23 protein-coding genes are annotated in these 25,676 nt (G+C 71.3%); 8 read left to right on the forward strand and 15 right to left on the reverse strand.

All coding sequences use genetic code 11. The features are described from left to right. Positions 1 to 12 precede the first annotated feature (12 nt). The gene (locus OG811_RS08780) at positions 13 to 1,179 is read right to left on the reverse strand and encodes an acyl-CoA dehydrogenase family protein (protein WP_406073271.1); all 1,167 of its coding nucleotides are present in this window, start codon (positions 1,177 to 1,179) and stop codon (positions 13 to 15) included. A gap of 41 nt (positions 1,180 to 1,220) precedes the next feature. Beyond that, the gene (locus tag OG811_RS08785; RefSeq protein WP_406073272.1) at positions 1,221 to 1,994 is read right to left on the reverse strand and encodes a class I SAM-dependent methyltransferase; all 774 of its coding nucleotides are present in this window, start codon (positions 1,992 to 1,994) and stop codon (positions 1,221 to 1,223) included. Between the two features lie 46 nt (positions 1,995 to 2,040). Here OG811_RS08785 and OG811_RS08790 point away from each other — a divergent pair, with 46 nt between their 5' ends. The 4 genes from OG811_RS08790 to disA all read left to right on the forward strand — a co-directional run bounded on the left by OG811_RS08790 (position 2,041) and on the right by disA (position 6,638). After that, positions 2,041 to 2,880, forward strand: a complete 840-nt coding sequence (locus OG811_RS08790; protein ID WP_406075603.1) for a UbiA family prenyltransferase — start codon at positions 2,041 to 2,043, stop codon at positions 2,878 to 2,880. A gap of 140 nt (positions 2,881 to 3,020) precedes the next feature. Continuing rightward, positions 3,021 to 3,779 carry a hypothetical protein gene (locus tag OG811_RS08795; protein ID WP_406073274.1) on the forward strand — a complete coding sequence of 253 codons (759 nt, stop codon included), beginning with the start codon at positions 3,021 to 3,023 and terminating at the stop codon, positions 3,777 to 3,779. 85 nt (positions 3,780 to 3,864) lie between these two features. Further along, positions 3,865 to 5,322, forward strand: a complete 1,458-nt coding sequence (gene radA, locus OG811_RS08800) for a DNA repair protein RadA (protein ID WP_406073276.1) — start codon at positions 3,865 to 3,867, stop codon at positions 5,320 to 5,322. A gap of 131 nt (positions 5,323 to 5,453) precedes the next feature. Beyond that, complete coding sequence (disA, locus tag OG811_RS08805) at positions 5,454 to 6,638, forward strand: DNA integrity scanning diadenylate cyclase DisA (RefSeq protein ID WP_272613959.1); 1,185 nt, start codon at positions 5,454 to 5,456, stop codon at positions 6,636 to 6,638. 6 nt (positions 6,639 to 6,644) lie between these two features. On the opposite strand, the gene OG811_RS08810 is transcribed toward disA, so the two are convergent. The 3 genes from OG811_RS08810 to OG811_RS08820 form a co-directional block, all read right to left on the reverse strand. Then, positions 6,645 to 7,361 (reverse strand): hypothetical protein, encoded by a 717-nt coding sequence (locus OG811_RS08810; RefSeq protein WP_406073278.1) that lies wholly within the window; start codon positions 7,359 to 7,361, stop codon positions 6,645 to 6,647. A 118-nt stretch (positions 7,362 to 7,479) separates the two neighbouring features. Further along, positions 7,480 to 8,064, reverse strand: a complete 585-nt coding sequence (locus tag OG811_RS08815; protein WP_406073279.1) for a peptide deformylase — start codon at positions 8,062 to 8,064, stop codon at positions 7,480 to 7,482. Next, complete coding sequence (locus tag OG811_RS08820; RefSeq protein ID WP_406073281.1) at positions 8,061 to 8,573, reverse strand: glycine cleavage system protein R; 513 nt, start codon at positions 8,571 to 8,573, stop codon at positions 8,061 to 8,063. The genes OG811_RS08815 and OG811_RS08820 overlap by 4 nt, the downstream gene beginning before the upstream one ends. Before the next feature lie 96 nt (positions 8,574 to 8,669). Between OG811_RS08820 and OG811_RS08825 the strand changes: the two genes are divergently transcribed. Beyond that, positions 8,670 to 9,581, forward strand: coding sequence for an A/G-specific adenine glycosylase (locus tag OG811_RS08825; RefSeq protein WP_406073282.1), 912 nt, complete (start codon positions 8,670 to 8,672; stop codon positions 9,579 to 9,581). Positions 9,582 to 9,857: 276 nt separating this feature from the next. On the opposite strand, the gene OG811_RS08830 is transcribed toward OG811_RS08825, so the two are convergent. From OG811_RS08830 to OG811_RS08845, 4 genes are all read right to left on the reverse strand, one after another. Continuing rightward, positions 9,858 to 12,389, reverse strand: a complete 2,532-nt coding sequence (locus tag OG811_RS08830) for an ATP-dependent Clp protease ATP-binding subunit (protein WP_406073284.1) — start codon at positions 12,387 to 12,389, stop codon at positions 9,858 to 9,860. Positions 12,390 to 12,892: 503 nt separating this feature from the next. Continuing rightward, positions 12,893 to 13,237 carry an Lsr2 family protein gene (locus OG811_RS08835; protein ID WP_406073286.1) on the reverse strand — a complete coding sequence of 115 codons (345 nt, stop codon included), beginning with the start codon at positions 13,235 to 13,237 and terminating at the stop codon, positions 12,893 to 12,895. 112 nt (positions 13,238 to 13,349) lie between these two features. Continuing rightward, entirely contained in the window at positions 13,350 to 14,858 is a 1,509-nt protein-coding gene (gene lysS, locus OG811_RS08840; protein ID WP_406073288.1) for a lysine--tRNA ligase, read from the reverse strand. Positions 14,859 to 15,025: 167 nt separating this feature from the next. After that, the gene (locus OG811_RS08845) at positions 15,026 to 15,784 is read right to left on the reverse strand and encodes a type III pantothenate kinase (protein ID WP_406073290.1); all 759 of its coding nucleotides are present in this window, start codon (positions 15,782 to 15,784) and stop codon (positions 15,026 to 15,028) included. Between the two features lie 118 nt (positions 15,785 to 15,902). Here OG811_RS08845 and OG811_RS08850 point away from each other — a divergent pair, with 118 nt between their 5' ends. After that, on the forward strand, positions 15,903 to 16,994 hold the full coding sequence (locus OG811_RS08850) for a hypothetical protein (protein WP_406073291.1): 1,092 nt from the start codon (positions 15,903 to 15,905) through the stop codon (positions 16,992 to 16,994). A 16-nt stretch (positions 16,995 to 17,010) separates the two neighbouring features. Here OG811_RS08850 and nadC read toward each other — a convergent pair whose 3' ends face one another. The 6 genes from nadC to OG811_RS08880 all read right to left on the reverse strand — a co-directional run bounded on the left by nadC (position 17,011) and on the right by OG811_RS08880 (position 22,981). Beyond that, positions 17,011 to 17,907: a carboxylating nicotinate-nucleotide diphosphorylase gene (gene nadC, locus OG811_RS08855; RefSeq protein ID WP_406073293.1), complete on the reverse strand. Its 897-nt coding sequence runs from the start codon at positions 17,905 to 17,907 to the stop codon at positions 17,011 to 17,013. Continuing rightward, entirely contained in the window at positions 17,904 to 19,598 is a 1,695-nt protein-coding gene (locus tag OG811_RS08860) for an L-aspartate oxidase (protein ID WP_406073295.1), read from the reverse strand. Before OG811_RS08860 ends, nadC begins: the two co-directional genes overlap by 4 nt. A gap of 99 nt (positions 19,599 to 19,697) precedes the next feature. Continuing rightward, positions 19,698 to 20,582 carry a septum formation family protein gene (locus OG811_RS08865; protein ID WP_406073297.1) on the reverse strand — a complete coding sequence of 295 codons (885 nt, stop codon included), beginning with the start codon at positions 20,580 to 20,582 and terminating at the stop codon, positions 19,698 to 19,700. Positions 20,583 to 20,690: 108 nt separating this feature from the next. Beyond that, the gene (panD, locus tag OG811_RS08870; protein WP_406073298.1) at positions 20,691 to 21,119 is read right to left on the reverse strand and encodes an aspartate 1-decarboxylase; all 429 of its coding nucleotides are present in this window, start codon (positions 21,117 to 21,119) and stop codon (positions 20,691 to 20,693) included. Between the two features lie 42 nt (positions 21,120 to 21,161). Next, positions 21,162 to 22,010, reverse strand: coding sequence for a pantoate--beta-alanine ligase (gene panC / locus OG811_RS08875; protein WP_406073300.1), 849 nt, complete (start codon positions 22,008 to 22,010; stop codon positions 21,162 to 21,164). Further along, complete coding sequence (locus OG811_RS08880; RefSeq protein WP_406073302.1) at positions 22,007 to 22,981, reverse strand: Rossmann-like and DUF2520 domain-containing protein; 975 nt, start codon at positions 22,979 to 22,981, stop codon at positions 22,007 to 22,009. Before OG811_RS08880 ends, panC begins: the two co-directional genes overlap by 4 nt. Before the next feature lie 264 nt (positions 22,982 to 23,245). On the opposite strand from OG811_RS08880, the gene OG811_RS08885 reads away from it, so the two are divergent. Beyond that, on the forward strand, positions 23,246 to 24,487 hold the full coding sequence (locus tag OG811_RS08885) for an SAM-dependent methyltransferase (RefSeq protein ID WP_406073304.1): 1,242 nt from the start codon (positions 23,246 to 23,248) through the stop codon (positions 24,485 to 24,487). Next, positions 24,484 to 25,671 (forward strand): NADH-quinone oxidoreductase subunit D, encoded by a 1,188-nt coding sequence (locus OG811_RS08890; protein WP_406073306.1) that lies wholly within the window; start codon positions 24,484 to 24,486, stop codon positions 25,669 to 25,671. The genes OG811_RS08885 and OG811_RS08890 overlap by 4 nt, the downstream gene beginning before the upstream one ends. Positions 25,672 to 25,676 lie beyond the last annotated feature (5 nt).

A 25,676-nucleotide genomic window follows, 5' to 3' on the forward strand; every position in this document is an offset into this window, starting at 1 on the left:
CGCAAGGCCGGCTCACCAACGCGGTGCCGATCCGTCACGATCCGGGTCGCCGCCCAGCGCGGCGATGCCGAGCCAGTCGGCGCAGACGTCCGACGTGGCCGGGTGCAGCGAACCGCAGCGGGCATCGCGGTAGAGCCGTTCCAGCGGATGACCACGGCGGGTCGCCGAGGTGCCCGCCGCCTCCAGCACCGAGGCCGCCACCTCGGCGGCCGTGGTGCCGGCGAGCAGCTTCGCCCGCCATACCCAGCGGTTGGTATCTTCGTCGCCCGGCGCCTCGTCCACCCGGCGGGCCGCCTCGGTGACCACCAGCTGCGCGGCCGCCGTCGCCGCGTCCGCCCGACCCAGCCGGGCTCGCACCGCGGGCAGGCCAGCCAGGTTGCGGGCGTTGAGATGCTCGGCCGCCGCGTCGATCGCCGCTCGGGCCACCCCCACGTAGACGGCCGCGTAGCTGGCCACGAGCCAGTGCGGCATGAGCTGGGCGACCACCAGCGCCAGCCCCTCCACCCCGCCGAGCAGGCGGTCGGCCGGCACGGTGACGTCCAGGTGCAGGTCGTGTGAAGAGGTGGCGCGCATGCCGAGGGAGTCCCAGGTCGGCTCCACGGTCAGACCATCGCCGGCCGGCACCAGGAACTGCGAGACAACCGACTGGTCGGCCGCGCTGCGCGCCGCGACCAGGTAACCGTCGGCGTGCCCGGCGCCGGAACAGAACGTCTTGCTGCCCTTGAGATGCCAACCCCCGTCGGTCGCCTCGTAGACCGTGCTCAGCTGCGACAGCCGGGCACCGGCGCCACGCTCACTCATCGCGACCGCGTACCAGGAGCCCTGCGCCGCTGCGCTGAGCAACCGGTCCCGGGCAGCCAACGCCTCGTCCGGCACGCCCAGCGCCTCGGCCAGTTCCTCGGTGACCGCGCCCAGCGCTCCGGTCACCGAGGCGTGCATGTTGAACACCAGGGCCGTCGCTCCGTTGCCCCGAGCAAGCTCAGTGGCCACTGCGGCGTACTCGGCGAAGGTGGCTCCCAGGCCGCCCAGCGCCCGCGGCACCATCAGCCCGAACAGGCCGGCCTCCCGCAGGTCCCGGAAGTCGTCCACCGGAAAGGAGCCGTTCCGGTCGTGCTCCGCCGCCCGCGCGGCGAACCGCGGCGCCAACCGGCGGGCCGCCTCAAGCGCATGCACCGTCATATCGCTCCCTCCTCGGCGTCCCATACCCCGCCCCGACCCGACTATCCGGTTCGGACCCCCCGACCCTGGTACAACACGGCGGTGGACCGGGTCGGCACGATGCGCGGAGCGCGGCCGGCAGGTGCCGGATCGGCCGACCCGGCCGCGCGGGCGCGACGCAGCAGCCAGGCAACCAGGCCGCCGACCTGCGGACGGATGCCCCGCAGTCGCAGATCGACGCCGTGCCTAGCGCATTCGGCAACCAACGCACGGGCGTCCACGAACAACCGTGGATCGTGGATGCCGCGCGGCACCGTCGGCAGCCGCTCGGCGATCCGCACCGCGACGAGCCGGGCCAGCGCGGTGTCGTTCAGGGTGTCCAACACCAGCAGACCGCCCGGGCGCAGCAACCGGCACGCCTCGGCCACCGCGCGCGGCCAGGCCGGCACATGCTCCAGCAACTCGCCCGCGGAGACCACGTCGGCGCAACCGTCCGGGAGCGGGACCGCGGTGGCATCGCCCTGGATCACGCGCACCCCGTGCTCGGCTGCCTGCACCAACGCCGAGCGGGTCAGATCCACCCCGACGTGGCGGTAGCCCTTGCCGATCAGGTGCGGCGCGAGCAGACCGGCACCGCAACCCAGATCGACCAGCAACGCGTCGGGGCGGGTGGCCGGTGGCACCAGCGCCGCGCGAGCCTCAGCCAGCCAGTGCAGCATCGCGAACGCGCCATCCGGCCGCCACCACTCACCGGCCAGGTCGTCGTACTGGCGCGGATCGTTGCGCGGCAGCAACCTGGGATCGGTGGACGCCTCGGCCGCAGCCACGTCTCGCATGGCACCGAGCGTGGCACGACTGCTCGGTAACGACCAGACTTTCCTTATGTCGTCGAGGGTGTTAGGGCTGGTCAGAGCGAGCCATCCGGAACCGACCGCAGCGGTCACCACGGTTGCCGGTCTGCTGGCCTGGGGGGTGGGCCACCGGCCGATCGGAATCGTCTCCGTGGTGCTCGCCGTGCTGGCCAGTCAGCTTGCCGTCGGCTGGACCAACGACGCACTGGACGCCGAGCGGGACGCCACTGTGGGGCGTACCGACAAGCCGGTCGCCGCCGGCGCGGTCGGCCGGCGCACCACGGCCTGGGCCGCGGCGGCGGCCGCGGTGGCCTGTCCGTTGCTGGCGCTGACCGCCAACCCGACGGCGGCGTTCTGGCTGACCGTGGCCCTCGTCTCGGCGCTGCTCTACGACTGGCCGCTGAAGGCCACCGCGTTCTCGGTGCTGCCGTACGCCGTCTCCTTCGGCGCGCTGCCCGCCTTCGTGGTGCTGGCGCTACCCGGTCAGCCAACTCCACCGGCCTGGCTGTTGGCGGCGGCGGCGCTCCTGGGCGCCGGCGCGCACTTCGCCAACGTGCTGCCCGACCTGGCCGACGACGCTCGGACCGGGGTGCGCGGCCTGCCACACCGCCTGGGTGCCGCCAGCAGCCAGGCGGCGGCGGCCGGTCTGCTCCTCGCGGCGACGGCGACCCTGGTCCTCGGGCCCCCCGGGCCGCCGTCGGCGATCGGGGTGGCAGCGGTCGGCACGGCCGCCGTGGTGCCGCCACTGAGCTGGTACGCCGGGCGCTCGGCGGTCCGGGCCGGCCGGCGGCCGGTGTCCGCGTTCCGCGCGGTGATGCTGGTGGCCCTGATCGATGTGGTTCTGCTGGTGGCGAGCGGTCGGGTGGTGTGAACGGCACCCGGCCAGGTGGCATTGCCGGGTCCGCGTGCGGGCCTCGATCAGTCCCAACTACCCTGGAGCGCGGTCTGCGCGGGTATGGCCACCGTGCCCGGCGTACGACCCGGGTGGGGATTGTGACGAGGAGGACCGACGTGACGCGCTCGATCAGGGGATCCCGGCGGGCGGCCCTGTTGCTGTCCGGGATTGCGGCGGCCGGCCTGCTGGCCTCCGGATGCGGCACCGGTCAGGTCGCCGAGACCGCGCTGAAGGAGCCGTCGGTCCAGGGCGTCAGCCTCACGACCAGCAACGGATCCTTCTACGTGCGGGGCTTGCTGGTGGACTACCCGGGCGTCGAGGGCTACCGGGCCGGCCAGGACGCTGCGCTCAGCGCCGTGATCTACAACGACTCCAAGGAGACGGTGACCGTCACCGTCACCACCGAGAGCGCCCGCGAGGTCGTGATCGGCGGCGGCTCGGCGAGCCCGTCGCCGTCCGCCTCCACCAGCCCGACCCCCTCCGGCTCGCAGAGCCCGTCGACCTCCGCGTCCGGCTCGGCCAGCCCGTCGGCGACCCCGTCGGAGACCGGGTCGTCCTCGGCCACCCCGTCCGCTCCGGAGTCGGCGCGGGCGTCGGGCTCGGCCAGCCCTGCCGCCCCGGGTCAGCCGGCCCGGATCGAGCTGGCTCCGCTGAGCTACATCCAGTTCAACTCCGAGGCCACCACGCAGCTCCGGCTGATCGGCCTGACCGAGGCGCTGCGCTCCGGTCAGAACGTCCTCGTGACCTTCGACTTCGGTAACGGCAACACGGTGACCGGCCAGGCGCCGATCGCGGTGCCGCTCACGCCGGCGGCACCCCCGTCGCCGATCATCGAGCGCGAGGGCGGCTACGAGGGCGACACGGCCCACGAGTGACCCGACCTGCACATCGACAAACACCCCGGCGTGGTGACCACCACGCCGGGGTGTTTTCGTCGTACGCGAGGACTAGCGTTTTGATGTGACCACCTCCCGATCGACCCCTCCGCGTGGCGGCACGGCCGGTGCCGCCCGTGGTCGGTCCACCACCCGCGAGCCGCGTCCGGCCTACGAGTGCGACGCCTGCGGGCACCAGCCGCCCAAGTGGGTGGGGCGCTGCCCGGAGTGCGGCGAGTGGGGCGCGGTGGTCGAGAGCACGGTCACCGGCCCGACCGTCTCCGGTCGGGTGGTCAGCTCCCGGATGCCGGCCGAGCCAGCCCGGCCGATCGCCACCATCAGCGCCGCTCCGGCCCGCGCCCGTCCCACCGGGGTGAGCGAGCTCGACCGGGTGCTCGGCGGTGGCCTGGTCCCCGGGGCCGTGGTGCTGCTCGCTGGCGAGCCCGGCGTGGGCAAGTCGACCCTGCTGCTCGACGTGGCGCAGCAGTGGGCGGTCGGCGCGGGCAGCCCCTCGCTGGTGGTCAGTGGGGAAGAGTCGGTAAGTCAGGTGCGCCTGCGCGCCGAGCGGATGGGCGCCCTGCACGACAAGCTCTACCTTGCGGCGGAGAGCGACCTGGCCTCGGTGCTCGGGCACCTCGACGCGGTCAAACCGGGCCTGCTGGTGCTCGACTCGGTGCAGACCATCTCGACCACCGGCACCGAGGGGGTGCCCGGCGGGGTGACCCAGGTGCGCGCGGTCACCTCCGCGCTGGTCTCGGTCGCGAAGGAGCGGGGCATCGCCACCGTGTTGGTCGGGCACGTCACCAAGGACGGCCAGGTGGCCGGGCCTCGGGTGCTGGAGCACCTGGTCGATGTGGTTTTGTACTTCGAGGGTGACAAGCATTCCTCGCTGCGCCTGGTGCGCGGCGTGAAGAACCGGTTCGGCGCGGCCGACGAGGTCGGCTGCTTCGAGATGCACGAGGGCGGCATCAGCAGCCTGGCCGACCCGTCCGGGCTGTTCCTGACCCGCTACGCGGAGCCGGTCCCGGGCACCTGCGTGACCGTGGCGATGGAGGGGCGGCGGGCCCTGGTCACCGAGGTGCAGGCCCTGATCGGCGCGACGGTGGCCGGCTCTCCCCGACGCACCGTCTCCGGCCTCGACTCGGCACGACTGGCGATGGTGCTCGCGGTGCTGCAACGGCGCACCGAGCGGCTGACCCTGCACGACCGGGAGGTCTTCGCCGCCACGGTGGGCGGCATCCGGGTGGTGGAGCCGGCCGCCGACCTGGCGGTCGCGTTGGCGGTCGCCTCCGGCGGGCTCAACCTGGCCATCGCGCCACACCTGGTGGCGATCGGCGAGGTGGGGCTGACCGGCGAGGTGCGTCGGGTCGGTGCGGTGCCGCGCCGGCTGGCCGAGGCGGCCCGGCTGGGTTTCAAGGTGGCCCTGGTGCCGCCCGGTTGCGGCCCGGCCAGCACCGGCGCCGGCCCCGAGCAGATGCGGGTGACCGAGGTCACGGACGTCCGTTCGGCGCTGCACCATGCGGCTCGCGCGTCCGCCGAGTGACGCATCGTGCCGACGGGGACGGCGATATCGGACAGCACGTCGCAAGCGGGAACCGGTTGGAAGGGCCGCATCGTGACACATCACAGTAACCACGACAGCACCCACCGCACGGCAGTCCGTAGACTATGCCCGTGCCGATCGACCGCGATACCACCAAGCCAGCCGGTGCGCCGCCCCAGGCCCGCACCGGCGCCGTGGGCTCGCCCGCCCGCCCGATCAGCGTGAGCGTGACCGCGGGAGCCGCCGGGGGGACCGGGGATCCGCTGCGGGCCAACCTTGCCCTGATGGCCCCCGGCACCGCCTTACGCGACGGTTTGGAGCGCATCCTGCGCGGCCGCACCGGCGCGCTCATCGTGCTCGGCTACGACAAGGTCGTCGAGGGTCTGTGCACCGGCGGCTTCGCGCTGGATGTGGAGTTCTCCGCGACGCGGGTGCGAGAGCTGTGCAAGATGGACGGCGCCGTCGTGCTCTCCAGCGACGGCACCAGGATCGTCCGGGCAGCCGTGCACCTGATGCCCGACCCGTCCATCCCGACCGAAGAGTCCGGCACCCGGCACCGCACCGCCGAGCGGGTGGCCCGGCAGACCGGCTACCCGGTCATCTCGGTCAGCCAGTCCATGCGGATCATCAGCCTCTACGTCAACGGTCAGCGGCACGTGCTCGACGACTCGGCGGCGATCCTCTCCCGGGCCAACCAGGCGCTCGCCACCCTGGAGCGCTACAAGCTCCGGCTGGACGAGGTGTCCGGCACGCTCTCCGCACTGGAGATCGAGGATCTGGTCACCGTGCGGGACGCGGTGGCCGTGGTGCAGCGACTGGAGATGGTTCGCCGGATCGCCGACGAGATCGCCGGGTACGTGGTGGAGCTGGGCACCGACGGCCGCCTGCTCGCCCTGCAACTCGACGAGCTGATGGCCGGCGTGGACGCCGACCGGACGCTGGTCATCCGGGACTACCTGCCGGTCGGCCGGAAGTCGCGCACCCTGGACGAGGCGCTGGTCGAGCTGGATCTGCTCGGCGCCACCGAGCTGATCGACCTGGTGGCGGTCGCCAAGGCGATCGGCTACCCCGCCGCGTCCGACGCACTGGACGCCGCGGTCAGCCCCCGGGGCTTCCGACTGTTGGCCAAGGTGCCCCGGCTGCCGGTGGCGGTGGTCGACCGCCTGGTCGTGCATTTCGGCAGCCTTCAGCGGCTGCTCGGCGCGACCGTGGAGGATCTGCAGGCCGTCGAAGGGGTCGGTGACGCCCGGGCTCGCGGCGTCCGGGAGGGGCTGTCCCGGCTCGCCGAGGCATCCATCCTGGAGCGGTACGTCTGATCCGGCTCAGCCGGTGACGGTGAGCTTCACGCCCGCGCTGAGCTTCGTGCCGACCCGGGCGAACACCTGGTATGCCCCGAGCGGCGGGAACGGCCCGGCGGCCAGCCCGCTGCCGTCGCACCGGCTGGTGTCCCGACCGTTCCACGCCACCCGGTAGGAGCGCTCGAAGTTCGGCGTGAAGGACTGCACGTCCGAGCCCTGGACCTTGCCGCAGGTGTCCGACGACCAGATCTTCTCGGCACCGGACTTGATGAAGATCTCCTGCAGGTCGGCGCCGACGTTCCGACTGCACGTCCGGTCCGACGTGTTCTTGACTTTGAGTTGCAGGTCGACCGTCGCCCCGCGCTGGACCGAGTTTGGACTCGCCACCGAGACCACGCTGATCTCCGCGTCGGTGCAGGTGCCGTCGTCCTCCGAACCGGCGGCCGCGCCCAGCGGAGGTTCGTTGCTGGTGACCGCGGGGCTCGGATTCGTCGCACCTGTGTCGGCGGACGTCGCCGGCGCACCGGTCTGAGGTGTCAGCATCGGCCCACCTGGCCCCGGAGACGCGGCGGACGTCGGCGCCGAGGATGGCGGCGCGCCCGCCTTCTTGCCCCCGTCGGAACGACCCGAGCCGGTGCAGGAGTAGAGCAGGACAATCAGGAAGAGAAGACCCGCTCCGAGTACGACGGCACGACGCCGCCAGTACACGGCGGGTGACAGAGGGCCGACCGTCAGACGCATGATGCCCCCCACCGTAGCCGCGCTACGCCCGCCAGCGCGACGCGACGCGCCGGAGTCGCGCCGGGGCACCCCCGAAACAGTCCATTCAGGACTGACGCGTTGATGGTGCGGCAGCCGATCAGAGGTAGACCTTGCGCTGATAGACGGCGTGCGCACCGGCAACCCGGTCCAGAAAGAGCAGCCCCGCGCAGTGGTCGATCTCGTGCTGCAACGCCCGCGCCTCGAAGCCGTCGGTCACCAACCGGACCTGCTCGCCGGTACCCGGCAGGTCACCCTCCACCACCAGCCGACTGGCCCGCTTCACGTCCCCTGTCAGGTCCGGCACCGACATGCACCCCTCCCGGCCCGGTTTCCACCGGGTCGCCTCGACCACCCGGGCATTACAGAGTACGAAGGTGCCATGCACCGTGACCGCCTTCGGATGCCCGGTCACATCGACGGCGAAGACGCGAGCGCCCACCCCGACCTGCGGCGCGGCCAGCCCAACGCAGCCCGGCGAGACTCGCATCGTCGCGACCAGGTCGGCAGCGAGCTGGACCGTCTCCTCCGCCGTCGGATCAACCTCGTCGGCGGCCCGGCTCAGCATCGGATGCGGGGCGGACACCACCGCCCGCACCGCACCCGGCACGACCAGCGACTCCGGCGTCCAATCGCCCAGCCCGGCGTACGTGTCACCGTCCGGCCCGCTCACCTCGCCGGTCACAACAGATCCGGGTCCGCTGGCCGGAGGGTGACCTCCACGCCCAACTCGGCGGCCGTCCGGTGCAGCCGGTCGATCAGCGTGTCGGCCACGCCGGCCGGCAACTCGACCTCGGCCAGCACCACGTAGAGCGGGCCGGCCAACCGCGTACTCAGGTCGGTGACATTACCGCCGGCGTCGACCAGCACCCGGGTCATCGCCGCGACGATCCCCATCCGGTCCGAACCGTGCACCGCCATCACGAACGGCTCACCCGCCGCAGGCACCTCGCCGTCGGGGGTGACCGCGCGTACCGTCGCCAGCAGTTGACCCTCGGCGGCCAGCGACGCCAGCGCGGCCTCAACCTCGGCGGCGGCCGGCCCGGTGCAGATGAGGGTCATTGCGAAATGCCCCCGCAGCCGCGTCATCGTGCTGTCGGTGAGGTTCGCGCCCAGTCGGGCCAGCACCTCGGCGACGTCGGCCACGATGCCCGGCCGGTCCCGACCGATGACGGTGATCGCGAGCTCGTTCATCAGGGCATTCTCCCCGACCCGTCGGGCGCCGCCGTGGCACCCCGCCCGAGCCGCCCACCCAGCGGGATCCCAGCGCGTGACATCATCGACGGCGCCATGACTCAACCCGATTTCGCCACCCTGGTCAGCCGATGGTTCCAGCAGCACGCCCGTGACCTGCCGTGGCGTGCGCCCGGGGTCAGCCCGTGGGCCATCCTGGTCAGCGAGGTCATGCTCCAGCAGACGCCCGTGGTCCGGGTGGTGCCGACCTGGCAGGCATGGCTGGCCCGCTGGCCGGACCCGGCAGCGTTGGCGGCGGACACCCCCGCCGAGGCGATCCGGATGTGGGGACGCCTCGGCTACCCCCGCCGGGCGGTCCGGCTGCGGGAATGTGCGGTCGCTATCGTGGACCGGCACGGCGGCCAGGTGCCGGACCGGCTGGAACAACTGCTGGCACTGCCGGGAGTCGGCACCTACACGGCGCGGGCGGTGGCCGCCTTCGCGTACGGGCAGCGGCACCCGGTGGTCGACACCAACGTGCGCCGGGTGGTTTGCCGGGCCGTGGCCGGCGAGCCGGACGCGGGGCCGGTCACCCGGCCAGCCGACCTGGTCGCCACCGAGGAACTACTCCCGGCGGAACCGGCTGCGGCGGCGCTGGCCAGCGCCGCGTTCATGGAGTTGGGCGCGGTGATCTGCACGGCCCGGTCACCGCGCTGCACGGCCTGCCCGGTCGAGTCGGTCTGCGCGTGGCGGGCCTCCGGCCAGGAGGCGCCAGCGGGGCCAACCCGCCGATCCCAGCGGTACGCGGGCACCGACCGACAGGTACGCGGCCTGCTGCTCGGGGTGCTCCGGGAAACCACTGGGCCGGTCCCGCACCAACGGCTGGACCAGGTCTGGACCGATGACGTGCAGCGCGCCCGAGCCCTGGCCGGCCTGGTGCAGGACGGGCTGGTCGAACCAGCCGGAGCCGACGCCTTCCGCCTCGTCGGCGACGGCCCGTCCCTCCCCACCGCCGACCTGACCGCCTGACCCGCCCGGCCCGCCCGGCCCGCCCGACCCGCCCGACCCGCCCGACCCGCCCGACCCAAGATCGTGCTCGATCCTGGATGAAGTGGTGTTGGACACGCCGGATGCCACTACATCCAGGTTGTTGCGCGATCTTGCCGGCGAACGCCTCCACCGGCACGCCCTACCGCCCCGGCGAGCGGTTACGGCGGGCGTAATCGTGAGCGGTGCGGTGACGACGAGAAGGCGGGGCCTCGATGGCTCACGCCACCGAGGCCCCGCCCCCTGCTGCTGGTTGTGCTACTCGTCGGCGCCCGCGGTGGCGGTGTTGCCGAGGTCGGCCGGCACAGCGTCCGGAACTTCGACCGGCTTCTCCGCGCCCCGGAAGACGAGCTTGGACTTGTCGATGTCGTTCGGGTCGCCCTCGCAGTCGACCACGACGATCTGACCCGGGGTCAGCTCGTTGAACAAGATCCGCTCGGAGAGGTTGTCCTCGATGTCGCGCTGGATCGTGCGACGAAGCGGACGGGCACCGAGCACCGGGTCGAAGCCCTTGAGCGCCAGGTACTTCTTGGCGTTGTCGGTCAGCTCCAGGCCCATGTCCTTGTTGTGCAGCTGGCCCTCGATCCGCCGGATCATGATGTCCACGATCGAGAGGATCTCGGTCTGGCGCAGCTGGTGGAAGACGATGGTGTCGTCGATCCGGTTGAGGAACTCAGGCCGGAAGTGCTGCTTGAGCTCGTCGTTGACCTTCTGCTTCATCCGGTCGTAGTTGGACTCGGAGTCCTCCGACTGCTGGAAACCGAGCGACACCGCCTTGGCGACGTCCCGGGTGCCCAGGTTGGTGGTCAGGATGATGACCGTGTTCTTGAAGTCCACGATCCGACCCTGACCGTCGGTGAGCCGACCGTCTTCGAGGATCTGCAGGAGCGTGTTGAACACGTCCGGGTGGGCCTTCTCGATCTCGTCGAAGAGGACCACCGAGAACGGCCGACGCCGCACCTTCTCGGTCAGCTGCCCGCCCTCGTCGTAACCGACGTAGCCGGGAGGAGCACCAACGAGCCGGGAGACCGTGTAGCGGTCGTGGAACTCGGACATGTCCAGCTGGATGAGGGCATCCTCGCTGCCGAAGAGGAACTCGGCGAGCGCCTTGGACAGCTCGGTCTTACCCACACCGGACGGGCCGGCGAAGATGAACGAGCCCGACGGGCGCTTCGGGTCCTTCAGGCCGGCCCGGGTACGCCGGATCGCCTTCGAGACCGCCTTGACCGCGTCCTCCTGGCCGATGACGCGCTTGTGCAGCTCGTCCTCCATGCGCAGCAGGCGCGAGGTCTCCTCCTCGGTCAGCTTGTAGACCGGGATACCGGTCCAGTTGCCGAGCACCTCGGCGATCTGCTCGTCGTCAACCTCGCTGACGACGTCCAGGTCACCTGCCTTCCACTCCTTCTCCCGCTGAGCCTTCTGACCGAGGAGCTGCTTCTCCTTGTCCCGCAGCTGCGCGGCGCGCTCGAAGTCCTGCGCATCGATCGCGGACTCCTTGTCGCGACGCACCTGAGCGATCCGCTCGTCGAAGTCACGCAGGTCTGGCGGCGCGGTCATCCGACGGATCCGCATCCGCGCACCGGCCTCGTCGATCAGGTCGATCGCCTTGTCCGGCAGGAAACGGTCGGAGATGTATCTATCGGCCAGAGTTGCGGCAGCCACCAGCGCTGCGTCCGTGATCGAGACCCGGTGGTGCGCCTCGTAGCGGTCACGCAGGCCCTTGAGGATCTCGATGGTGTGCGCCAGCGACGGCTCACCCACCTGGATCGGCTGGAACCGGCGCTCGAGAGCGGCGTCCTTCTCCAGGTGCTTGCGGTATTCGTCAAGGGTGGTGGCGCCGATGGTCTGCAGCTCACCACGGGCCAGCATCGGCTTGAGGATGCTCGCGGCGTCGATCGCACCCTCGGCGGCACCCGCACCCACCAGGGTGTGGATCTCGTCGATGAACAGGATGATGTCGCCGCGGGTGCGGATCTCCTTGAGCACCTTCTTGAGGCGCTCCTCGAAGTCACCGCGGTAGCGGGAACCGGCGACGAGCGCGCCGAGGTCGAGCGTGTAGAGCTGCTTGTCCTTGAGAGTCTCGGGCACCTCGCCCTTGATGATCTTCTGGGAAAGCCCCTCCACCACGGCGGTCTTACCGACGCCGGGCTCACCGATCAGGACCGGGTTGTTCTTGGTACGGCGGGAGAGCACCTGCATGACCCGCTCGATTTCCTTCTCGCGCCCGATGACCGGGTCGAGCTTGCCCTCGCGGGCGGCCTGAGTCAGGTTGCGGCCGAACTGGTCCAGCACCAGGCTGGTCGACGGCGCGGCCTCACCCGGCGCGGCGCCCGCCGCGGCAGGCTCCTTGCCCTGGTAGCCGGAGAGCAGCTGGATCACCTGCTGGCGGACCCGGTTGAGGTCGGCGCCGAGCTTGACCAGCACCTGGGCGGCGACGCCCTCGCCCTCACGGATCAGCCCGAGCAGGATGTGCTCGGTGCCGATGTAGTTGTGGCCGAGCTGCAGCGCCTCGCGCAGCGACAGCTCCAGCACCTTCTTGGCCCGCGGCGTGAACGGGATGTGCCCGCTCGGCGCCTGCTGGCCCTGGCCGATGATCTCCTCGACCTGCTGGCGGACGCCCTCCAGGGAGATGCCGAGGCTCTCCAGGGCCTTTGCCGCGACGCCTTCACCTTCGTGGATCAGGCCCAGCAGGATGTGTTCCGTACCGATGTAGTTGTGGTTGAGCATCCGGGCCTCTTCTTGGGCCAGGACGACAACCCGTCGCGCTCGGTCGGTGAACCGCTCGAACATGCCCTCGTGCTCCTCACATGCCGTGCGCCTTGATGGTCAAGATCTTGGCGGGGCCGGTGCACGAACGTCCGGGACGGGCGTCCGTGCCTCCTTACTCTATCGTCGCTGACCGACTCAGCTGAGGTCGTGTGTCTCTGGTCTGGGTCGGTTCCACGTCGTTTTGGACAACCGTCCGCGCTCAGGAGGTGTTCCGGTAGCCCTGGCGCTACGCGCAGAGCGAAATCCGACTGGCGCTACCGAAGCTCAATTCCGGCTCCCGAGGCGCTCCGGGAGGACGGTTGGGCTGTCGCGACGAACGCCGCGACCAACCCTGGGGACGGTTGTCCACAGGCTGTGGATAGCTGTTCCACTGGTTGTGGACAACGCCGGTGAGCGCGGAATGCTTCCCCGGACCTCAGCCCGACCTGGCCGGCCGCGGATGCGGCGACGCCGGCCCGGAGAACTGCTCCGGCCCGGCGTCGGCGTCGCCTGCGGTGGCGGCTGGCCACCTGGGTGCTGACGGATCAGCGCTTTGCGTGGAACTCGTCGACGATGTCCTGCGGGATACGACCCCGGTCCGAGATGTCCTTGCCGGCCTTCTTGGCCCACTCCCGGATCGCCTTGTTCTGTTCCCGATCGGCGGTCGCGCCGCCCCGACCACGGGCAGCCCGCCCACCGATCACCACGCCGCCGCGGCCGACCTTGGTGCCGGCGCCCACGTACGCGGCAAAAGCGTCGCGCAATTTCGCGGCGTTGGCACTCGACAGGTCGATCTCGTACTGGACGCCGTCGAGGGCGAACTTGACGGTCTCGTCAGCGTCCCCGCCGTCCAAGTCATCGACCAGCTTGTGAATGATCTGTTTGGCCACGTCCCACATTCCTTTCGAGCAGGCTGCTCCTGCTAACGAGAGCACAATAACCCGCGCTCTGCTTGCCGCGTCAATAGGATGCCGTTACGGCTCGGCGTGGGCCGGGCCGAGACTACTCGGGGCGGACCAACGGGAAGAGGATCGTTTCCCGAATTCCGAGCCCGGTCAGGGCCATCAACAGCCGATCGATTCCCATTCCCATACCGCCGGCCGGCGGCATTCCATACTCCATCGCCCGAAGAAAGTCCTCGTCGAGACGCATCGCCTCGTCGTCGCCACGCGCAGCCAGCTGCGCCTGGGCCACCAGCCGCTCCCGCTGCACGACCGGGTCGACCAGCTCGGAGTACGCGGTGCCCAGCTCGAAGCCGAGCACGTAGAGGTCCCACTTCTCAGCCAGCCCCGGCTCGCTGCGGTGCGCCCGGGTGAGCGGGCTGGTCTCCTCCGGGTAGTCCCGCACGAAGGTGGGTGCCTCCAGACCGGGGACGACCAGTTCCTCGAACAGTTCCTCGGCCAGCTTGCCCGGGCCCCACTTCGGGTCCACGGCCAGTCCCACCTTGTCCGCGTACTCCACCAGGCGGGAGCGCTCGGTGCGGACCGTGACCTCCTCGCCCAGCGCTTCGGAAAGCACGCCGAACAGCGTCACGGACCGCCACTCGCCGCCCAGGTCGAACTCACGCCCGTCGGCGTGGGTCACCACCATCGAGCCGCTGACCGCGATCGCCGCCTGTTGCACGAGATTGCGGGTCAACTCGGCCATCGTGTCGTAGTCGCCGTAGGCCTGGTACGTCTCCAGCATCGCGAACTCGGGCGAGTGCGAAGAGTCGACACCCTCATTACGGAAGTTGCGGTTGATCTCGAACACGCGGTCGACGCCGCCGACCACGGCGCGCTTGAGAAACAGTTCCGGAGCGATTCGCAGATACAGATCGGTGTTCAATGCATTGCTGTGGGTCACGAACGGTCGAGCTGCCGCACCACCATGCAGCAGTTGCAGCATCGGCGTTTCCACCTCGATGAAACCCTGCCCGTGCAGTGAATCGCGCATACTGCGTACCGCAGCGGCCCGGGTACGGACCATCTCCCGCGCCTGCGGCCGGACGATCAGGTCGACGTAACGCTGCCGGACGCGGGCCTCCTCGGAGAGCGGCTTGTGCGCCACCGGCAACGGTCGCAGCGCCTTGGCGGTCATCTCCCACTGCTGTGCCAGCACCGACAGCTCACCCCGGCGACTGGTGATCACCTCGCCGGTGACGCCGACATGGTCGCCGAGGTCGACCAGGCGCTTCCATGCCTCCAACCGCTCCGGTCCGACCCGGTCCAGGGAGAGCATCGCCTGCAACTCGGTGCCGTCGCCGTCCCGCAGAGTCGCGAAGCAGAGCTTGCCCGTGTTGCGTACGAAGATCACCCGACCGGTGACCGCGACCTGATCACCGGTCGCGGTGTCGGTCGGCAGGTCGGCGTAGCGCGCCCGGACCTGCGCCAGGGTGGTGGTGCGGGAGAAACCGACCGGGTAGGGCTCGACGCCCTCGGCGAGCATCCGGTCCCGCTTCTCCCGGCGGACCTTCATCTGCTCGGGAAGGTCATCGGCGGGGTCCACTGGCACGGCGTTCTGCTCGCTCACGGCACGCTTCCTCGTCACGGGAGATACAGGGGGTCAGGCCCGAGCGTACTCAAGCGGTCCGGAGGCTGTTACGGGATAACCTGCCCGTCCTGGTCGATCACACTCACGCCCTCCCCTTCGGGGCTGCGGCGACCGGTTTCGGCCAGTTTCTCGGCCGGCGGCCGGGGTCACAGGTTGCGCTCGTAGACCATCCGCAGACCGATCAGCGTGATCATCGGCTCGTGGTGGGTGATGCTGCGGCACTCGTTCATCACCAGGGCGGCCAGGCCGCCGGTGGCGATCACCGCCCGCACCTCGCCCAACTCCTCGGTCATCCGCTCCACGATCCGGTCCACCTGGCCGGCGAAGCCGAAGTACAGGCCGGCCTGGAGGCACTCCACGGTGTTCTTGCCGATCACCGAGCGGGGCTTGGTGGCCTCGACCTTGCGCAGCTGCGCAGCCCGGGCGGCCAGCGCGTCGAAGGAGATCTCGATGCCCGGGGCGAACGCCCCACCGAGGAACTCGCCCCGCCCGCTGATCACGTCGAAGTTGGTGGTGGTGCCGAAGTCCACCACGATCGACGGCCCGCCGTAGAGGGTGAACGCGGCCAGGGTGTTCACCACCCGGTCGGCGCCCACCTCCTTCGGGTTGTCGATCGCCAACTGCACCCCGGTCCGTACCCCGGGCTCGACGATCACGCTCGGCAGGTCGGCGTAGTAACGGCCCAGCATGGTGCGCAGCGACCGCAGTGCGGCCGGCACCGTGGAGCAGGCGGCCACACCGGTGATCTCGACGTTGTCCCCAGCGAGCAGACCTCGGAACATCAGGCCCAACTCGTCCGCCGTCGAGCGGGCATCGGTCTTGATCCGCCAGGAGTGCACCAGCTTGTCGCCGTCGAAGGTCGCCAGCACGGTGTTGGTGTTTCCGATGTCGATGCAGAGCAGCACGCACGCAGCCTAGACAACGACCGTACGGGCGGGCGCGGACCGGCCCACGGACCGTATCCTGGTCGTATCGCGACATGAACATGGGTCTATCCACGGCGCGGCCGGACGGGGAGCGGACATGTCGGGGACGTGGTGGGTGCGGGGTCGCAACACCCTGCGCCGACGTCGACGGCACGTGCTGGTGCTGGTCGCGCTGGCCGGCGGCGCGATCTGGATGATCGTGCAGGCGTGGCGGGTGTCCCTCCGGGAGAGCGACAGCTTCGCCGGCGACCTCTACCTCAACATCGGCGCCGCGCTGATCATGACGCTGCTGACCTACGTGGTGCTCAACCCGCTCTTCCGCGAGCTCCAGACGGTCAGCATCATCGAACACCCCCGCCTCGACCGGGACGCCCTGATCGAACGGGTCGCCCAGTCCCGGGAGGTCGTGGCCATCCTGGAAACCTGGACCAGCATGCTGGAGGGCCCGTACGCGGCCCGGTTCGTGGCCGCGCTGCGCTCCGCGCTCGCCAACGGCGCCGACGTCAAGGTTCTGCTGCTCGACCCGGACTCACCGGCGGTCCGGCTGCGCGGCGAGGAGCTACGCCGGCGGGACGCCTCGGTCGCCATCCTCAACAACCTGTGGCACCTCGCGCGGCTCAGCGAGGAACTGCCCGAGTCGGCCCGTGTCCGACTTCAGGTCCGGGTCTACAGCGCCGCTCCCTCCGTGCAGATGTACCGCTGGGACGGCAAGGCGTTCATCTCGTTCTTTCCGGTGCAGGGCAGCACCTTCGACACGCAGCAGATCGAGGCGTTCGTCTCGACCCCGTTGGGCGAGTTCGTCGACGACCGGTTCGCCGAGCTGTGGGACACCGCTCCCCTGGAGGATCTGGCGGCCTGCCTCACGCTGCGGCTCTGCCTGCGCCGAGCCGGCCGCGACCTGGAGACCTGCGACGCGCTCTACGTACGCTCCGACGGCGACTGGTTCATCGCCGGCACGGACCTGGTGCGCAACGTGGCCCGGCACGGCCTGGCCGGGCTGACCGTCGTGCTGGACCGGCCAGAGGCGGCCGGCGAGGTCTTCGCCATCGGTGAGGCCGACGAGCTGGCGCCCGAGATCTACAACCGGGTGCTGGAGCTCTTCCGGGCCAAGTACGGCCTGGACGGCCGACAGGACACCGAGAACCGGGTGATCTTCAACCTGGTCACCAACTCGCTGACCACCGTCTGAGACCGACAAGCGCCAGCTATCCGGTCCGCAGGTCCAGCGCGATGTCCAGGATCGGCGACGAGTGGGTCAACGCACCCACCGAGAGGAAGTCGACGCCGGTGGCCGCGTACCGGCCCGCCACCTCCAGAGTCAGCCCGCCGGTCGCCTCCAGCTCCGCCCGGTCACCCACCGCGGCCACCGTCTCGGCCAACACCTCGGGCGTCATGTTGTCGCAGAGCAGGAAATCCGCCCCCGCCTCCACCGCCTCCACCGCCTCGTCGACCGTGGTCACCTCGACCTGCACCGGCACCTCCGGGAACGCCTCCCGAACCCGCCGGTAGGCATGCGTGATGCCCCCGGACGCCAGCTTGTGGTTGTCCTTGATCATGGCCACGTCGTAGAGGCCCATCCGTTTGTTGGTGCCTCCACCGGCCCGCACCGCGTACTTCTCCAGCGCCCGCAGGCCCGGCGTCGTCTTGCGGGTGTCCAGCACCATCGCCTTCGTGCCAGCCAACGCGTCCGCCCAGGCGCGGGTGTGGGTGGCCACCCCGGACATCCGGCACAGCAGGTTGAGCGCCGTCCGCTCGGCCGTCAGCAGCAGCCGGGTCGGGCCGGTCACCGTCGCCAGCACGGTGCCGCGGGCCACCCGCTCACCGTCGCGGGCCACCACCGACACCTCGACGGTACGACCGAAGCCCGTCACCTCGCCCACCAACTCGAACACGGCGGCGGCCACGGCCATCCCGGCCAACACCCCGTCCGCGCGGGCCACCAGGTCGGCCGTGTCGGTCTGTTCCGCCCCAATGGTGGCCACGCTGGTGACGTCGAGGAAATCCGGGCCCAGATCCTCGACCAGCGCGGTCTCGATCACCCGCCGCACCTGCGCCGGATCCAGTCCGGCCGCCCGCAACGCCTGCAGCGTCGACTCGGTCATGACTTTGCCTCCCAAAGCTGGCTCACCCGACCCTGCGCCCCGACCGACCCGACCAGGTGGCCCAGCCACCGCTCGTCGGCCGTCGGGAAGTCCTCCCGCCAGTGGCAACCCCGGGTCTCGCCGCGTGCGTACGCGGCAGCGACCAGCGTCGACGCCACGGTGAGCAGGTTGGTCGCCTCCCAGTCGGCGGTCCGCGGCCGACCCCGGGCGACGCCCAACTCGGTCAGCGTCCCGGCCGTCTGCGCCAGCGTCGCCGCGGATCGGAGCACCCCGGCCCCCCGGGTCATCGCTCGTTGCAGGGTCGGCGTCGCCTCCGCCGGCACCACCCAACCCGCACCCCCACGCCAGGCACCGGTGTCCGCCGGTTGAACCTGCTCGGGCAGGCCGGCCGCGATGTCCTCGGCGATCCGCCGGGAGAAGACCAGACCCTCCAGCAGCGAGTTGCTGGCCAACCGGTTCGCGCCGTGCACACCCGTGCAGGCCACCTCGCCACAGGCGTACAGGCCGGGGATGGAGGTGCGGCCGCGCAGATCGGTGCGGACGCCGCCGGAGGCGTAGTGGGCGGCCGGCGCGACCGGGATCAGATCGGTCGCCGGGTCCACGCCGATCGCCAGGCAGGACGCCACGATGGTGGGGAACCGCCCGGCCAGGAAGTCCCCGCCCAGGTGCCGCGCGTCGAGGAAGACATGGTCCGCGCCGGTGGCCAGCAACACCCGGTGGATGCCCTTGGCCACCACGTCCCGGGGTGCCAGCTCGGCCAACTCGTGCTGGCCCACCATGAACCGCTTGCCGTCCGCGTCCACCAGATGCGCGCCCTCGCCGCGCAGCGCCTCGGAGACCAGCGGCTGCTGCGCGTGCCCGACACCGGGCACTCCCCCGCCGGACGGGGTGATCAGGGCGGTCGGGTGGAACTGGACGAACTCCACGTCGGTCACCGCCGCGCCGGCCCGCATCGCCAGCGCCACCCCGTCCCCAGTGGACACCGCCGGGTTGGTGGTGGCGGAGAAGATCTGCCCCATCCCGCCGGTGGCCAGCACCACCGCCCGGGCCAGCAGCGCGCCGACGCCGTCCTCGCTGCCCTCGCCGAGCACGTGCAGGGTGATCCCACAGGCCGGGCCCAGCCCGTCCGGGCCGTCGCCCGGCGCTCGCAGCAGGTCCAGCACCAGGGCGTGCTCGACCAGCCGGATCCACGGGTCGCGCTGCACCGCGGCGTGCAGCGCCCGCTGCACCTCGGCGCCGGTGGCGTCCCCGCCCGCGTGCACGATCCGATCCGCCCGGTGCCCGCCCTCGCGGGTCAGCATCAGGGAGCCGTCCGCGTGGCGATCGAACTCGGCTCCGACCCGGATCAGCTCGCGCAGCCGGGTCGGGCCCTCCTCGACCAGCACCCGGACCGCCGCCGGGTCGCAGAGCCCCACCCCGGCGACCTCGGTGTCCCGGACATGCGCCGCTGCGGTGTCCGTCGGGTCGAGCACGGCGGCGATGCCGCCCTGCGCCCATCTGGTCGAGCCATCGTCGATGTTGACCTTGGTGACCACCGTGACGTGCAGACCGGCCTCACGCAGGTGCAGCGCGGCGGTCAACCCGGCCACCCCGGAACCCACCACGATCACATCGGTGGTCTCCACCCAGCCGGGGGCGGGTGCGGCCAGCAACGCGGGCAGGGCCGGCAGGTCGACGGTCGGAAGATCCATCCCCCCAGTCAACCCGAACCACCCTCGCTCAGAGCGGCGGGGGCGGGACGAGTGCTTTGGGCGACCCCGTCCGGCACCGGGCCGACCGTCGGGCCGTGGTCACTTCGTCCGGACCGGTAGGCCAACCGGGCCCGCGCCCTTCAGCGAGGCGGTCACCGTACGGTCGCTGAGCCACAGGTAGCAGCGGACACCCCGGTCACCGACCTTCCAGCGCCCAGCGCCCGGCGGGCGGACCACCACACCGCTGCGGTAGCGCAGCTGGGCATCGTCCGGCACGCCCGCATACCGGCCGAGGATGCTGCGACAGCCGGTGTAGAGCGGAGCCCAGTCGGCGTCCCGGGTCGGGTACGCGATGTCCGGCGCGCGCCACACCCCGACGAACTCGGCGTCGTGCTGCTTGCCGCACTCCACCGGGACCAACGTCTGCACACCCCGGCCGCCCGCGCCACGGGTCTGCTGGCAACCCAGCCGCAGCGCCGAGACCCCCTTCAACGTGTCCCGCAGACTGCCCGACCGGACGACCACGGTGGCCGCCGCCTCGACCGTGGTCAACTCGGTGAGGTCACACCGGAACCACCGGGAACCCGCCACCCAGCCCGGACCGGAGGGCAGCGCCACGGACAGCCGTAGCCGGCCAGCCCGCCAGTCGTCGCCCACGTAGCCGGTCGCCCGGGTGTCGCACTCGGCGAACGCACCCCGCAGCTCCGCCGAGCCACCCGCCGGAACGCTCGACCGCTCGACCGGGAACGCCCCCACATGCACGGTCTCCACCCGGTGCGGGCCGGCGCAGTCCACCGGCTCATAGCTGGCCAGAGTGACCACATCGGTGAAATCGGCGGCCTGACACACACCGGCGGCCGGGGTGAAAACCGACGGTGGCGGCAGCGCCGCCCAGTCGTCGGTCAGGTCACCGTCCAGGTCACCGGACCCGGCACAGCCCACCAACAACGCTGCCGTGGCAACAGCGGCGAACAGGGTCGTCATCGCACTGCGCAAAGCGGCCTCCCCCAGCCACCGGCCGGCTTCCGCCAGCGCGCCAAGGGTAACCGGAAATGACCTTCTGGTGACAGACCGGAATCGCGTCGTGCGGGATCAGACGCTGGACACGGCCAGCGGGCTGGGCACCGGGTCACCGGCCGTGCCGGGCGCCACCGCAGCCGGGTCGGCACCCAGCTCGATCACCCGGTTGTCGGCGTCCACGTGCACCACCCGTGGCCGGTACGACCGGGCCTCGGCGTCGTCCATCTGCCCGTACGAGATCAGGATGACCAGGTCACCGGGGTGCACCAGATGCGCGGCGGCGCCGTTGATGCCGATCACGCCGCTGCCCCGCTGGCCCGGAATCACGTACGTCTCCAACCGGGCGCCGTTGGTGATGTCCACGATCGCCACCTGCTCGCCGGGGAGCAGGTCGGCGGCGTCGAGCAGGTCCTCGTCCACCGTCACCGAACCGACGTAGTGCAGGTCGGCCTGGGTCACCGTGGCTCGGTGGATCTTCGACTTGAGCATGGTCCGCAGCATCGGGGTGCCCTTTCGCGAAAGTGGTGAGGTGGTGCGGCCAGGTCAGGGGCGAGGGGCGAGATGGACAGCCGTGTTGTCGATCAACCGGGTGGCGCCCACCCACGCGGCGATCACCAGCCGGGCTGGCCCGGCCACCGGCCCTGGCTCCAACTCGGGATCGGTGAGCACCAGGTAGTCGAGGCGGGCGCCGGGCGTACCCGCACCGAACGCGGCGTGCGCGGCGGTCAGCACCGCCCCCGCGTCCAGGCCGTCGTCGGCCGCCCGCGCGCCGGCCCGCAGGGCCGCGGACAGGCTCAGCGCGGCGGCCCGCTCCGGCTCGCTCAGATAGCGGTTGCGGCTGGAGAGCGCCAGCCCGTCCGGCTCCCGGACGGTCGGCACGCCGACCACCTCGACCGGCACGTCCAGGTCCCGGACCATCCGCCGGACCAGGGTGAGCTGCTGGTAGTCCTTCTCGCCGAAGAACGCCAGGTCCGGTTGGGTGAGCTGGAGCAGCTTCAGCACCACGGTGAGCACACCGTGGAAGAAGCCGGGGCGACTCGCGCCCTCCAACTCCACGCCGAGCGGGCCCGGGTCGAGGCGTACGCGGGGCTGGCCGTCCGGATACATGTCAGCCACCGACGGGGCAAAGACAAGATCGGCACCCGCCCGCCGGCACACCTCCAGGTCCGTGTCGAGGGTGCGCGGGTAGCGGTCGAAGTCCTCGTTCGGCCCGAACTGCAACGGGTTCACGAAGATCGTCACCAGCACGTGGTCGGCCTGCTCCCGGGCCGCGCGCAGCAAGGTCTCGTGCCCGGAGTGCAACGCGCCCATGGTCATCACCACGCCGACCGTGCCCTTCAGCCCGGCCCGGGCCTCAGCCAACTCGACGCGCGTGTGCACGAGCTGCGTCATGCGGCCACCTCCCGACCGCTGTCGGCCAGCACTCCCAGCAGCGACTGCGCGTCCACCGGCCGCAGCCGGCCGGCGGCGATCGCCCGGTCGGCAGTACGTCGGGCCAACGCCAGGTACGCGGGCACGGACTCCGGTGCGGTGGCGGCCAACCGGGCCAGGTGCTGCTGGACGGTCCCCGCGTCGCCACGGGAAACCGGGCCGGTCAACGCGTCGTCACCAAGCCGCAGCGCATTCTCCAGGGCGGCCCGCAGCAGCGGAGCGAGCACCTTCTCCGGCCGGTCCACCCCGGCGTCGCGCAGCCGGTCCGTCGCCTCGTTCACCAGGGTCACCAAATGGTTCGCGCCGTGGGCCAGCGCGGCGTGGTACAGCGGGCGGTCCGACTCGGCCACCCACTCGGGCACGCCGCCCAGGTCGGCGACCAGCCGGGCAGCAAACGGGCGCAGCTCCGCCGGGGCGGTCACGCCGTACGAGATGCCGGCCAGCCGGGCCAGGTCGTCCGGCGTACCGGTGAAGGTCATCGCGGGGTGCAGGGCGAGCGGCCGGGCACCGACCTCGGCGGCCGGCCCCAGCACGGCCAGGCCATGGGCGCCGGAGGTGTGCGCGACCACCTGGCCCGGGCGCAGCGCACCCCGATCGGCGAGGTCGGCCACCACACCGGCCAGCGCGTCGTCCGGCACCGCGATCAGCAGCAGGTCGGCGGCGGCGTGGGCCACGGCGGCGACCGGGCGGCGGGGCACCTCGGGCAGGAGCAGCGCGAGTCGGGCGCTGCTGGCTCCGGAACCGCCGGTGACGGCGACCACCCGATGCCCGGCGGCGGCGAGTGCGGCCCCCAGCACGGCTCCGACCCGACCGGCACCAATGACACCGACGGTGAGCAGACGGGGGGCGACGAAGGCGCCGATGTCGGCGCGATCCCGCGAGGCGGCGGGCCCGTGCGGGGCGGCCGGACGCGGGCGCAACGGTGCGCTCATGACGACGATCCAGTCCTCGAGAAGGGGTACCGGTCGATCGCAAGTATGCGCCCGGCCCACCGAACCGGGCCAAGCATGTGTGAAAACGCTCACCACCGAAGGAAGGGCCCCTTAGCCACCACACCGCCGCGCGTCTTGCAGTTTCGGTCGCCGAGATGCCTGGAATGCCCCCTCCGTCGAGGCAGCAACTGCAAGATCGCGGGGCACCGTGACACCGGACCGTAGGGTCGGCACGGTGACACACCCTGAGCTCGGAGTGAACTGATGTCGATCCTGTGGCGGGACGCGATGAGCCAGGCCCTCTACGGGCCGGGTGGCTTCTTTGTGGCCGGCAGCGGGCCGGCCGATCACTTCCGCACCAGCGTGCACGCGTCCCCGGCGTTCGCCAGCGCACTGCTGCGCCTGATCGCAGAGGTCGACTCGGCCCTCGGCCACCCGTCACGGCTCGACGTGATCGACGTCGGGGCTGGGCGGGGGGAACTGTTGCGTGCCCTACATGGGCTTGTCGCGTTCGAGGGCGCCGTCGGGGGCGCCGTCGGGGGCGCGGTGGGGGTTTCCGGGGAGGAGCCCACCCGCTCCGGGCGGTCAGGCTTGATCCCCCCGCGGGCGGGCTCCCCGGAAACCCTGACTCCCACGGCCGTCGTCCGTCGGTTGCCCGACGAGCCGTCGTTGGTCGCCGAGCGTCCCTCGCTCGCCCAACGGGTGCGTTTCACAGCAGTCGAGTACGCGGCCCGCCCCGCAGATCTGCCTGACGAGATCAACTGGGTGTCTGATATCCCCGGCGATATCACGGGGGTGCTGCTGGCTACCGAGTGGTTGGACAACGTCCCGTTGGACGTGGCGGTGCACACCACCGATGGCTGGCGATATGTACTGGTCGACCCCGACAGCGGCGTGGAGACGATCGGCGAGCCGGTCACCCCCGACGACCTCGACTGGCTGACCACCTGGTGGCCCAGTCCCGCGAGCCCTCGCAGTGCGGACCGTGACCTGACCGGTGGTTCAACCTCGACTGATGCGACAAGCGAAACCCCCCACAGCGACCACCGAGCAGAGATCGGCAGACCACGGGACGAAGCATGGGCCAACGCGGTGCGACAGATCAGCCGAGGGCTGGCGGTAGCAGTTGACTACGGGCACCTGAGAGAGGGCCGGCCGGTCGACGGGACGATGACCGGGTATCGGGGTGGGCGGCAGGTGCTGGCGGTGCCGGACGGGTCGAGTGATGTGACCGCGCACGTGGCCATGGACTCGGTCGCCTCCGCTGGTGCGGGGGTGGCCCGGTGTGCGTACTCCCTGGTCCTGCAGCGGGAGGCACTGCGGGCGCTCGGGGCCGACGGCGGCCGACCGCCGCTGAGCCTGGCCGGCACGGACCCCGTCGGGTACGTGCGGGCGCTGGCCGCTGCGTCGGCGGTGGCCGAGCTGACCGACCCGGCCGGGCTCGGTGGGCACTGGTGGCTGCGCCAACCGGTCGGCATCCCGCTCGGGCCGGCCGTGGCACGATGACGGGCATGACCACCGACGCCGGGGACCTCCGTGAACTGACCGTCGGCACCGGGGCGGGCCTGGTCGCCGGCACCGGCGATCAGCAACTCGGCACGGACATGGTGCTGAACATCGGTCCGCAGCACCCCTCCACGCACGGCGTGCTGCGACTGAAGCTGGTGCTCGACGGCGAGCGGGTCATCACCTGCGAGCCGATCATCGGTTATATGCATCGGGGCGCGGAGAAGCTCTTCGAGGTGCGCGACTACCGGCAGATCATCGTGCTGGCCAACCGGCACGACTGGCTCTCGGCGTTCTCCAACGAGCTGGGTGTGGTGCTCGCCGTGGAACGCCTGATGGGCATGGAGGTGCCGGAGCGGGCCACCTGGCTGCGGATGGCCCTGGCCGAGCTGAACCGGGTGCTCAACCACCTGATGTTCCTCGGCTCGTATCCGCTGGAGATCGGGGCGATCACGCCCATCTTCTACGCCTTCCGGGAACGGGAGACGATCCAGGCGGTGATGGAGGAGGTCTCCGGCGGCCGGATCCACTACATGTTCAACCGGGTGGGCGGCCTCAAGGAAGAGGTGCCGTACGGGTGGACCGGCCGGGCCCGCGCGGCGATCGGCGAGGTACGCCGGCGGTTGCCCGACCTGGACCACCTGATCCGACGTAACGAGATCTTCCTGGCTCGGACGGTGGGCGTGGGTGTGCTCTCCGCCGCGGACGCCGCCGCGTTCGGCGCGTCCGGGCCGGTGGCTCGCGCCTCCGGGCTCGACCTGGATCTGCGCCGCGACGACCCCTACCTGGCATACGACGAGCTGGACGTGCCGGTGGTCACCCGGACCGCCGGGGACTGCCACGCCCGCTTCGAGGTGCTGCTCGACCAGGTGTACGCGTCGCTGGACCTCGCCGAGCAGTGCCTGGACCGGGTGGATCGGCTGACCGGGCCGATCAACACCCGACTGCCGAAGGTGCTCAAGGCGCCGGAGGGGCACACCTACGCCTGGACCGAGAACCCGCTCGGCATCAACGGCTACTACCTGGTGTCCCGGGGTGAGAAGACGCCATGGCGGTTGAAGCTGCGCACGGCCTCGTACGCGAATGTGCAGGCGCTGGCCACCCTGCTTCCCGGCTGCCTGGTCCCGGACCTGATCGCGATCCTCGGCTCGATGTTCTTCGTGGTCGGCGACATCGACAAGTGACGCGG

Source organism: Micromonospora sp. NBC_01638, from assembly GCF_045209745.1.
Lineage (GTDB): Bacteria > Actinomycetota > Actinomycetes > Mycobacteriales > Micromonosporaceae > Micromonospora.

Coding starts and splice junctions, on each gene's coding strand:
- OG811_RS08780 (WP_406073271.1), bottom strand. CDS start 1,179: ATGACGGTGCATGCGCTTGAGGCGGCCCGCCGGTTGGCGCCGCGGTTC.
- OG811_RS08785 (WP_406073272.1), bottom strand. CDS start 1,994: ATGCGAGACGTGGCTGCGGCCGAGGCGTCCACCGATCCCAGGTTGCTG.
- OG811_RS08790 (WP_406075603.1), top strand. CDS start 2,041: ATGTCGTCGAGGGTGTTAGGGCTGGTCAGAGCGAGCCATCCGGAACCG.
- OG811_RS08810 (WP_406073278.1), bottom strand. CDS start 7,361: ATGCGTCTGACGGTCGGCCCTCTGTCACCCGCCGTGTACTGGCGGCGT.
- OG811_RS08820 (WP_406073281.1), bottom strand. CDS start 8,573: ATGAACGAGCTCGCGATCACCGTCATCGGTCGGGACCGGCCGGGCATC.
- OG811_RS08825 (WP_406073282.1), top strand. CDS start 8,670: ATGACTCAACCCGATTTCGCCACCCTGGTCAGCCGATGGTTCCAGCAG.
- OG811_RS08830 (WP_406073284.1), bottom strand. CDS start 12,389: ATGTTCGAGCGGTTCACCGACCGAGCGCGACGGGTTGTCGTCCTGGCC.
- OG811_RS08850 (WP_406073291.1), top strand. CDS start 15,903: ATGTCGGGGACGTGGTGGGTGCGGGGTCGCAACACCCTGCGCCGACGT.
- nadC (WP_406073293.1), bottom strand. CDS start 17,907: ATGACCGAGTCGACGCTGCAGGCGTTGCGGGCGGCCGGACTGGATCCG.
- OG811_RS08860 (WP_406073295.1), bottom strand. CDS start 19,598: ATGGATCTTCCGACCGTCGACCTGCCGGCCCTGCCCGCGTTGCTGGCC.
- OG811_RS08865 (WP_406073297.1), bottom strand. CDS start 20,582: ATGACGACCCTGTTCGCCGCTGTTGCCACGGCAGCGTTGTTGGTGGGC.
- panD (WP_406073298.1), bottom strand. CDS start 21,119: ATGCTGCGGACCATGCTCAAGTCGAAGATCCACCGAGCCACGGTGACC.
- panC (WP_406073300.1), bottom strand. CDS start 22,010: ATGACGCAGCTCGTGCACACGCGCGTCGAGTTGGCTGAGGCCCGGGCC.
- OG811_RS08880 (WP_406073302.1), bottom strand. CDS start 22,981: ATGAGCGCACCGTTGCGCCCGCGTCCGGCCGCCCCGCACGGGCCCGCC.
- OG811_RS08885 (WP_406073304.1), top strand. CDS start 23,246: ATGTCGATCCTGTGGCGGGACGCGATGAGCCAGGCCCTCTACGGGCCG.
- OG811_RS08890 (WP_406073306.1), top strand. CDS start 24,484: ATGACGGGCATGACCACCGACGCCGGGGACCTCCGTGAACTGACCGTC.